At 63.4% G+C, this 9248-nt stretch carries 2 protein-coding genes; one reads left to right on the forward strand and one right to left on the reverse strand.

Annotated features, from left to right (window positions below):
• Positions 1-101: 101 nt before the first annotated feature.
• Positions 102-1124 (forward strand): ArdC family protein, encoded by a 1023-nt coding sequence (locus tag ACFQ80_RS06070; RefSeq protein ID WP_430562975.1) that lies wholly within the window; start codon positions 102-104, stop codon positions 1122-1124.
• A 357-nt stretch (positions 1125-1481) separates the two neighbouring features.
• Here the strand turns inward: ACFQ80_RS06070 and ACFQ80_RS06075 are convergent, their stop codons facing one another.
• A complete protein-coding gene (locus tag ACFQ80_RS06075; protein WP_430562976.1) occupies positions 1482-8042 on the reverse strand; it encodes an RHS repeat-associated core domain-containing protein in 6561 nt (2186 codons plus the stop codon).
• Between the last annotated feature and the right edge of the window lie 1206 nt (positions 8043-9248).

The following is a 9248-nucleotide window of genomic DNA, read 5'->3' on the forward strand; positions in this document are numbered from 1 at the left end:
GGCCGCCGGCGGCAGGCGGCCCACACCTTCACCGCAAGATCGATCACCAACCACCCGGTGGCCTGACCAGCCGCCCCAAAGCCCCACCCCCAGGAGGGGACATGACGACTGCCACCCGCACCCGCGCCCAGACCCCGACCACGAGCGCTAAGAACGCCGAGCGCGACGCCCGGCTCGTCGAGGTGCACAAGCGCCTAGACGAGGCTGTGAGCGCGCTGGTAACCGGTGACGACTGGATCCGCGCCATGCGCTTCGCGGCCCGGTTCCGGACCCGCTCGTTCAACAACACGCTGCTGATCTGGATGCAGCACGTCGCCGCCTTCGAGGCAGGGGAGACGACCGCGCCCGAACCGACCTACGTTGCCGGATTCCAGCAGTGGAAGGCTCTCGGCCGGCACGTGAGCAAGGGCAAGCGCGGATACCAGATCCTCGCCCCCGTCACCGCGAGGTTCGCTTCCGCGAACCCGAAGGACCCCGCGTCCTGGTACCGCTTGGCCAAGGGCGCCAAGCCGGCCCCAGGAGAGACCGCGCGCTCGCGAATGGTCGGCAGCCGCGTGGCGTACGTGTGGAACGTCTCAGCAACCGAGGGGGGCCCGCTGCCCGAACAGCCCCGCCCCCAGCTGCTGCAGGGCGAAGCCCCCGCCGGGCTCTGGGACGGCCTCGCCGCCCAGGCCACCGCCCACGGCTACACGCAGCACACCGCCGCTGGCGCCGCAGAGATCCGCGGCGCCAACGGCCTCACCCACCACGGCCACAAGACCGTGCACGTGCGCACCGATATGGACGACGCCGCCCGCGTGAAGACCCTCACCCACGAGCTCGCTCACGTCCTGCAAGGCACCACCCGCGACGACGTCGACGGCCTCCTGACCGACGCGCCCCGCCACCGCGGCATCGCCGAAGTCGAAGCCGAGTCGGTCGCCCTCATGGTCGCCGCCGCGCACGACCTCGACACCAGCGGCTACACCGTCCCATACGTCGCCGGATGGGCCACCACCACCGGCACCGACCCGGCCAACGTCGTGCGCTCCACCGCCGAGCGCGTGCGCGCCATGGCCCTGCAAATCCTCGACGCCCTCGACACCAACCAGGCCCCCACCGGCACACCCGAGCCCCCCGCCTGAGTGGCCCCACCCCGCCCGCTCGCGGCGCTCGCGGCGGGCGGGGCGGGCGGAGAGACCGCCACCCTGGACCAGGGCACCCCGTGCCCCCTGATCCAGGGTCGAACCGGCCTCGGGCGTCAGCGGCGGCCGGTAGTGTCAGGAACACCAACCACACGGTGGCCTGACCAGCCGCCTTGAATCATGCGAGGCACCCATGGACCTTCCTGCCGGCACGCTCCAGATCGACTTCACCACCCGATGCGCCAAGAGCGTTGGAAGTCCGACTTCCACTTCGGCTACGGCGTGCCCTTCGTGGACAACGCATGGAACGCCGCGCGCGAGGCTAGTCACCAGCTCAGCGAACTACACGAATGCGCCTTAGGGGTCGAGTGTGATTCTCCCCGGGACATCATACTCTTCCAAGAGTTCGCCGAGGAAGGTTGCCGCAGTTTCGTCGTTCGTTACGAGTTCGAGGTTGTCGTAGGGGGTGCGTGGGTCGGCGATTACCTCGCCATAGCGGCGGAGTTCCTCTCGTACCCCGTCTTGAAGAAAGCGCGGTCCCGTTCCGGTGTAGGGGCTGCTCTTAGGGTTGGTGACGTACTTAGTGTCAACAAGAGTGGAACCCTCAACGCCGTCGGCCCAGATGGACTCTCCACCGCCACTCACTTCGAACTCGAGCATGCCAGTACGCTGGCGCTGATAGTCGTAGGCCGCGGACTGGTTGATCTCCGGCGCACTGTAGTGCGTCGGGGCAGGGCGAATGCCGGTGACCCCTGCAGGATCTGCCGGTACTGAGGCCCGGGGGACCAGTGTCGTCTTGAGATCGACCGGCGAGTGCCCGACGTTGGTTCCGGCATTGACTGCTTCACACAAAGACGCGGCCGCTCGCGCACAGATCTCTGCCGAGTTCAACGGGATTGTGCCAGTCGAATCTGCCCATGATGATCCAGGAGAAGACCTGATATACACCGGGGTTGCGTCGCGGAGCTCTAGCTCGTCGCCCCACAAGTCCAACCCAGACATTTCGAATTGAATCTTGTCGAGTTTGGAGATCGTCTGATCGATGCTCTTGAACCATGCGTCGGAGAGGCCCCAGTCTCCGTTCGGGCCTGCGAGGTCGTCGAACGTCAGGTTGCGGAGTATGGAGATCGTCCGATCCATGCTCTTGAACCATGCGTCAGAAAGGCCCCAGTCTCCGTTCGGGCCTGCGAGGTCGTCGAACGTCAGGTTGTCGAGTACATCCCAGTTCCTGAACCATGCGTCGGAGAGGCCCCAGTCGCCGTTGGGGCCTGCGAGGTCGTCGAACGTCAGGTTGTCGAGTACATCCCAGTTCTTGGACCATGCGTCGGAAAGCCCCCAGTCGCCGTTGTGGCCTGCGAGGTCCGAAAGATCCCAGGGCGCAAAGTCGCGGTAGCGGGATGTCCCTCCATAGTAGTTGTAGCTGGTGCCGCCGTACGTTGTGGGGTAGCTCGAGTAGTTGAACTCGGATCCAGGGCTGCTATATCCGTGGCTCGCGCCGGAATAGCCGTACCTGCCGGGGGAGTAGTCAAACTCGGGGACACCGGGACGCTGGGACCATTGGTAGGCGCTCCAGCCGACGTACCCGGCTGCTGCCACGCCCACGACGGCACCGCCGATCAGCCATCCGGGAGGTCCCGAAGCTGCGGCGGCCGCTGCTGCTGGGGCGAGGATTGGAGCGACGAGAACGGGAGGTGCGAACTGCCCGGTGTTGTCGGTTCCTGTGATGGGGTTGCCCGCGGCATACGCATAGCGGTTGCCCTGCGAGAGGGGGACCTTTGCCGAGTCTCTTGAGACGAACGAGCTCGAGCTCGGGTCGTACCACCGGGACCCCATATGGACGAGACCCTGGTCGGAGGTCCATTGCCCCTGGAACCCGAGGGTTGCGGTCAGGTCTGGTGAGGCACCCCACGGGGAGTAGTCGGTGCTCGAGGTAAGGTCGCCGGCGGCGCTCTCGCGGGCGACGAGGTCTCCTCGTTGATTCTGAACCACGACGTCGCCGTCGGTCGAGAGGATCCTCGCGCCGACGCGTTGCCAGGCCGTGGAGCCGGTGACGACGGGTTCGGAGTCCTTGCCGCGATACTTGAACACGCTCGTGCCGTCGGCCGCTATTCGGCCGAAGGCGTCGTAGGTGAGATCCTCATCTCCTGCGGAGGTCATGCGGCCGAGGCCGTCGAACTCATACTCGGTCGTTGTGCTGGCTCTCAGCATGCTCGCGCGGTCGCCGTTCGCGTGCCAGGTGTAAGCGGCGTCCCCGTCGGACAGCAAGCGGTTCCGATCGTCGTATGTGAATCGCTTGCTGTCGACGGACGTGAGATTGCCGGCTCCATCGAATGCCTGGTTATGGCCGACTGTGTCCGGACCTGTCCATCCTACGAGGCGCGAGAGTTCGTCATATCGGTAGGTGGTGGTCCCTGCTCCAGCGGCCTGCGTGGGGGCGACTGTCTCTTCGACGAGACGGCCCGCCTGGTCGTAGGCGCCCGACCACTGATACCGCTTGCTCGGTCCTGTAGCGGAAACTTTGGTGACCCGACCCAGCGGATCGCGGGTGTATGTCCGGGACCAGTCCGGCCCAGACTCCTCCGCAAGGTTCCCAGAACTGTCGTAGCTGAAACCTCGTTCACCGCCACCGGCCGTAACGCTCTCGAGCCGTCCAGCGGGCGTCCATGTGGCGGCACCATCTCCCGCCTCGTCGGTCCATGAGGAGAGGCGCCCGACTGCGTCATAAGCGAGTGTCGAGGAGCCGGCTCCACCGGTTGATGACGTGAGGAGTCCCCGTCCGTCGTACTCGAAACCAATCTCGCCGTCCGGGTGGCTCGCGCTGACGACGCGACCCACAGGGTCGTATGTGAAGGATCGAGTGGCTGGGACCGTTCCCCCGCCTGAGCCTTCTTCGCGTAGGAGGTTCCCGTCGACATCGAACTGGCGCTCGATCGTCACGCCGCCAGGCTGCGTTTCTGCAATCGGATTCCCGATGATGTCGTACGTCGTGTTCCATGTTCGGTCGCCGGGATCTGGGTGCGCGGAGGTCGAAGGTTCGGTCACCCTGATCGGCCTACCCAGAGCATCGCGGTCGATGGTCGTGGCACGTCCGAGTGGATTGACGGCCATCTCGAGCGCCCCGTCTTCGCCGTAACTCAAAGTCCAAGAGTCACCGTTGGCAGCGGACTCACTTGTCACTCGGTTGAGTGCGTCCCAGGTCCAGGCGGCACCTGTTCCCAATGGCCCGGAAGTGGACGTAACGTTTCCGGCCTTGTCGTACACGGAGCTGCTGGTGTCGAGTACTTCTCCACCGAGCGCTTCACGGCTCGTCTTTACCGGCAGGCCGAGCTCATTGTACTCGATGATGCTGGACGCCCATACTCCGGAACTCCGGGTCAGCTTTCCGAGCGCGTCATATAGGTAGCGAGTGGTAATACCGTCGGCGTCGGTCTCCGATTCGCGGAGGCCGCGATAGTCATACGTCGTGGTTGACGAACTCCCGTCGGGAGAAATCGTCTCCACTAGGCGGCCGGAGTCGTCATATCTGTAGGTCGTCGTGAAACCGTTCTCGTGGTCCCAAACAGTGGAATCTGATATCCGGCCCGCCTGATCGTAAGACCACGTCCGCTTCCTACCGGAGGCGTCGATCGCCTCGAGAGGAGCGCCAGCGTCGGACCACCTGATCATGGTCGTTCGTTCGTCGCCACCAGTGGTCGCGGGATCGTGTCGACGCACCACGCGTCCTGCGCCGTCGTACTCGAATCGTGTCGTGGCGCCGTCTGGTCGCGTTTCTGCGATGACACGACCGGAGTCGTCATATTGCCACGAAGTCGCGGGACGGCGACTTGTACCGTCCGACATTAGAACCGATGGCTCAAGGGCCTCAGCGATTCGCCCGGCCTCGTCATACACCACTTCTTGACGGGTACCGTCGGGGGCCACAACCGCTTCGAGGCGTCCGACCGCGTCGTAGGAGTACTTGAGCTTTGGACGCTGCGCCGCGCCCGACGCAACAACCATCGGATAGGTGACGCTCGTCAAGTCACCCAGCGCATCGTATGCGTAATCGGTAGACCACTCGGAATCTGTCGGACCCGCGGCACGGGGATCGACCGACCGGGTGATCCGGCCGAGGGCGTCGTAGTCGTACCAGGAGGTTGAGGTCGATTCTCCGAAACCGCTTGTCGTTGACGATAGACGGCCAGCCATGTTGTATGCGTATTCGTTCTTGGCTACGACATTGCCCGACGAGTATGACGTTGCCGAACTACGCAGACCGCCGGGCGTGTAGGTGAAGACAGTCCTCAGACTGAATCCTTGGCTAACTTCAGAGACGCGCCCAGTCTTGTCGTACGAGTAGGTGGTGGGAAACTCGGTGCTCGGCGTCTTTCGTGAGATGAGGTTGCCCAGCTCGTCATACTCACCCTCAAACTCGATCACGTCGTTCCCGTCACCTCCCGCTCCATCCGCCGTCACCTTGGTGAGCGATCCGTCGAGCTGGTAGGTGAAGTGTCGGACTGGCTCACCGACCTGGTGTACCTGTGCAGCCAGGCCGGTGGGGGTGTACTCGATCTCACTGAGAATGACGTCGCGCGTTTTGCCCGTGACCGGGTCAACATAATCGGCCAGTGTCGTCGAGATAGGTCGGCTGAGCGCGTCGTACTCGGTTCGATTTGCAGCTCCAGAGGCGTCGACGACGCTAGACAGGCGACCATGCTCGTCGTACCGCAGCGTCTCCTTTCCTCCGCCGGGTAGGAGGCGCTCTATGACACGCCCCGCCGAGTCATAGAGCACGCGGGTTGCGGGGAGTTCCGCTCCGCTGACTACGTCGGAAGCGCGCGTTTCGGTGACGTTCCCGTCCCCGTCGCGAACGATCAGGTACTTCACCTGCCGTTCGGCACCAGAGACATCGACAACACCCGGCTCTGTGATGGACTCGGGGGAATTGTCGTCGTTCCACGTGAGGACTGTGGTGCCGCCAACGACGCCCGGACCAGATGTGCGAACGCTCGTGGCGCGGCCGAGGGCGTCGTAGGTGTACGCGGTCTCTAGACCGTCTGGATTCTTGTAGCTGGTGAGGAACCCACTAGTTCCGTACGTATAGATCGTTTTTGCTCCGGACGGCAGCTCGACCGCCGAGAGTCTTCCTCGTGGCACAGCAGTGGTGCCCTCGGAGTAGGTGTAACGCGTTCGCGGGGCATCTTCCGCGTTCGCCTGCTCACCAATGATCTCCTCGCTGAGTCTCCCTTCTTCGTCGTACTCGTAAGAGACGAGAGGGTCGTCGCAAGACAAGTATCGCGGATCCGATACCGAGCGGAGTTTGCCGCTCCTGGCGTCGTTTGATTCGTGGTAGCTGTAGCACTGACTTGTGTACTTGTCAGGTTCGCGCCAGGTGCTTCGTCGGGTGATGTGGCCCGCGTCGTCGTAGTCGAAGGCAAGGCCGCCGCCAGCTTCGTCGAAATACTTCAGCAGGCGACCATAGTCGTCGTATTCCCAGCGTTGTACCCCACCTAACGCATCCTCTTGCCGGACGATTCGGTTAAAAGCGTCGAGCTGATACAATTTTGCATTGACGCCATTGTTCTCCACCGCAGATACTGTTATCCCGCCCAATGCCGTGGTGCTTCTGGTGAAGATACGAGCCGTCTGGCCGGACTTTGCCAGCGAGGAAACTACTCCGGCGGATGCGTAATTGACCGCCATCGTTTCTTTGCCGGAGGGCGATAGAATATTCGTTATGGCGCTCGTGGTTGTCGGGTCCTTGTATTGAAATGTATTGCAATGGGGGTCTGCGCCCTGAAGGGGTGAACACACTCGGGTGAGGAGTGAACTCGCGTAGTCATAGGTCCACACGCGCGCGCCGGCTGATGGGGCAGGGTTAGCGGAGACACTCCTTACGGTTCCGCCTGACCATTTGATGTCGAGGCTTCTGGTCGACGAGGATATCCGGACCGGGGTAGATGTGGCTGTGTCGCGCTCGACCGAGGCCCTGACTCCCGCGGGGTTCGAAATGGCGACAGGTCCGAGAGAGTCCAGGTCGTACGAGTATCCGTCATCAGCGGTTACGGTCCAATACGCGCAACCCTCGCATTTGCTCACCGATACCCCCGATGTACCGAGCGAAGGGGCATAGGTGCCATCGCCATTTTTTCCGAAGGTCTCGGTGGTCCCGTCGGCGAATGTGACCCTGAGGGTCTGGGTTGCGGTGGATTCTGTTACTCGCATGTCGAGGAGCGACGTCCAGCCTCGGCCGAAGGCCCCAGTGGCGGTCTGCACGCTTCGATACTTGCGGCCGATGGTGATGTCGCCACCGGGCAGAATTAGGGAAGCGTCGGAGCTTTCAACCGTGAGGGCCCCATCTGCGGTGCTGACTCCGTTGTCGATTGGCGCGTCAGATTCGGCACCGGTGTTGCCGGACGGAGGAACGATTACATAGAACGAGCGGCTGGGGTCGAAGAGCGTTCCTATGATGCCGCCCTGAGTTTTGATCGAGACGCTCCACTCGTATTCCTTGTTCCAGTCAAGAATGTTGGCCGGGATTGTAATCTTCGCCGCTGAACCCCATGCAGACGTCCATTGCAAGGAGTCGTCTTTTGCCCTCACCGAGAACTGATACACATATGTCGTGCCGCTTAACGGGCGTGTGATTGTCGCTGCGAGCTCGGGCCGTGCTGTTGTGAGAATTGCCGTATCTGCGGGCGCGGATTGAACGCTTTTTGCGCTGCCCGTGGGAATGGTCAAGGTGGCGCCCGTTGAGAAGAGACGCCAGTCGTTGAAGAAGGAACCGGATGGGTTGTCTCCGGCCACATCTGTGGAGACTTCCCATCGGTACGTCGTGTTGGATTGGAGAATTCCGGAGGGGATTTGCCACGACGCAGTCGTCCATCCAGAGTCGGCGACCTGCTGCTCGGAGCCACAGCCGTAGGAGGTGGCCGACACCTTACATACCAAATACCGGTGAATGTAAGAGGTTCCCGCGGCGGGAGACACCATTTGAGCTTTGAGTGTCGGAGTTAGCCCGAGGTTGGTCGCATTGTCGGCGGGGGAGGCTTGGACCCCGCGCGCGCTTGTGTAATAGTCTGGACTATAGGGCTTTTTTGGAGAATATTCACTCAGAGTTCCGGTCCTGAGACCGAGCATTAGGGAGGAGGCAGCGCGAGCGCTTTGGGTTTTCGTTATGCTGCGATCTATTGCTGGCTCGAGCTCCGTTGCAGATGCCGTGGTTGATTGTGCGGCCGTGAGCGGAAGGCCAACACCGACTAGTAGCAGTCCAACTAGTGTTGCGACAGTCTTGCGAAATGAGTGAGGGAGTTTCCGCGCGCCGGCCTGGTCTGTGTTCATTGTTAAGGGAAACCTCGCTGTCCGCCCCTAGACGTCTCTTTTGCGGGCATGGTAGCGGTTCCACGCCAGTGATCGGGTGATGGTTGCGTGGGGTACTAGTGGGGTGGTTTGGGGTGGTTTGGTGGGGTGGTTGGGGGGTGTGGTGTTACTGCTTGTGCAACCGTTTGTGCAACCGTTTGTGCGATCGGTCGTGTGACTGCGTGTGTGATCACTTGTGCCACCACTTGCCACTTGGTGGGGTGAGCTGTGCGCGGGTTGGTCGCGGCATCTCCGCGTCCTTCTCGTTCGCGCTGAGTCGAGCCTTCGGTGGGCCGCGCCGCGGCGGGCCTGTGGTGGTGGTGCGTGGTGGTGCGTGGTGGGTGGTCTGGCGGGCTGGCGCGTCGGGTGACGGCCTGGCTGGGGGTCGTGTGGGGCTGTGGGTGGGGTTGTTGGGGCTGATGGTGGGTGGTTGGGCGGAATGGGGGCTGGTGGGGCGGGAGAGGGGCGTGTGCGTGCTCGGGTCGGCCACCCACCACCGCGTCCCAACGCGCCGTCGCGCAGCTCGAGCCCGGCGGTCGTCCATGCCCGGTTGTGCCCGACCCCAGACCAGGGGAGAGGCGAACACCCCACCCAGACCCACCACCTGCCCGTCGTGGGGGGTCGGCGCGTCAGCGCCTCCGACCCCCCCACGACCTACCGCACGACGACAGCGAACCGGCCCGGCGCGGCGTCAGCCGCGTGGGGCCCATGCACCTCCTAGCGCGCCGTCTGGCGCGCAGGGGCGGCGTCAGCCGCCCCGTCGGACTGGCGCGTCAGCGCCAGGCC

It is taken from the genome of Isoptericola sp. NPDC056578, assembly GCF_042793275.1.
Lineage (GTDB): Bacteria > Actinomycetota > Actinomycetes > Actinomycetales > Cellulomonadaceae > Isoptericola.

Excerpts from the sequence above, each read along its gene's own strand:
- ACFQ80_RS06070 (WP_430562975.1), top strand. The coding sequence starts at position 102 with ATGACGACTGCCACCCGCACCCGCGCCCAGACCCCGACCACGAGCGCT.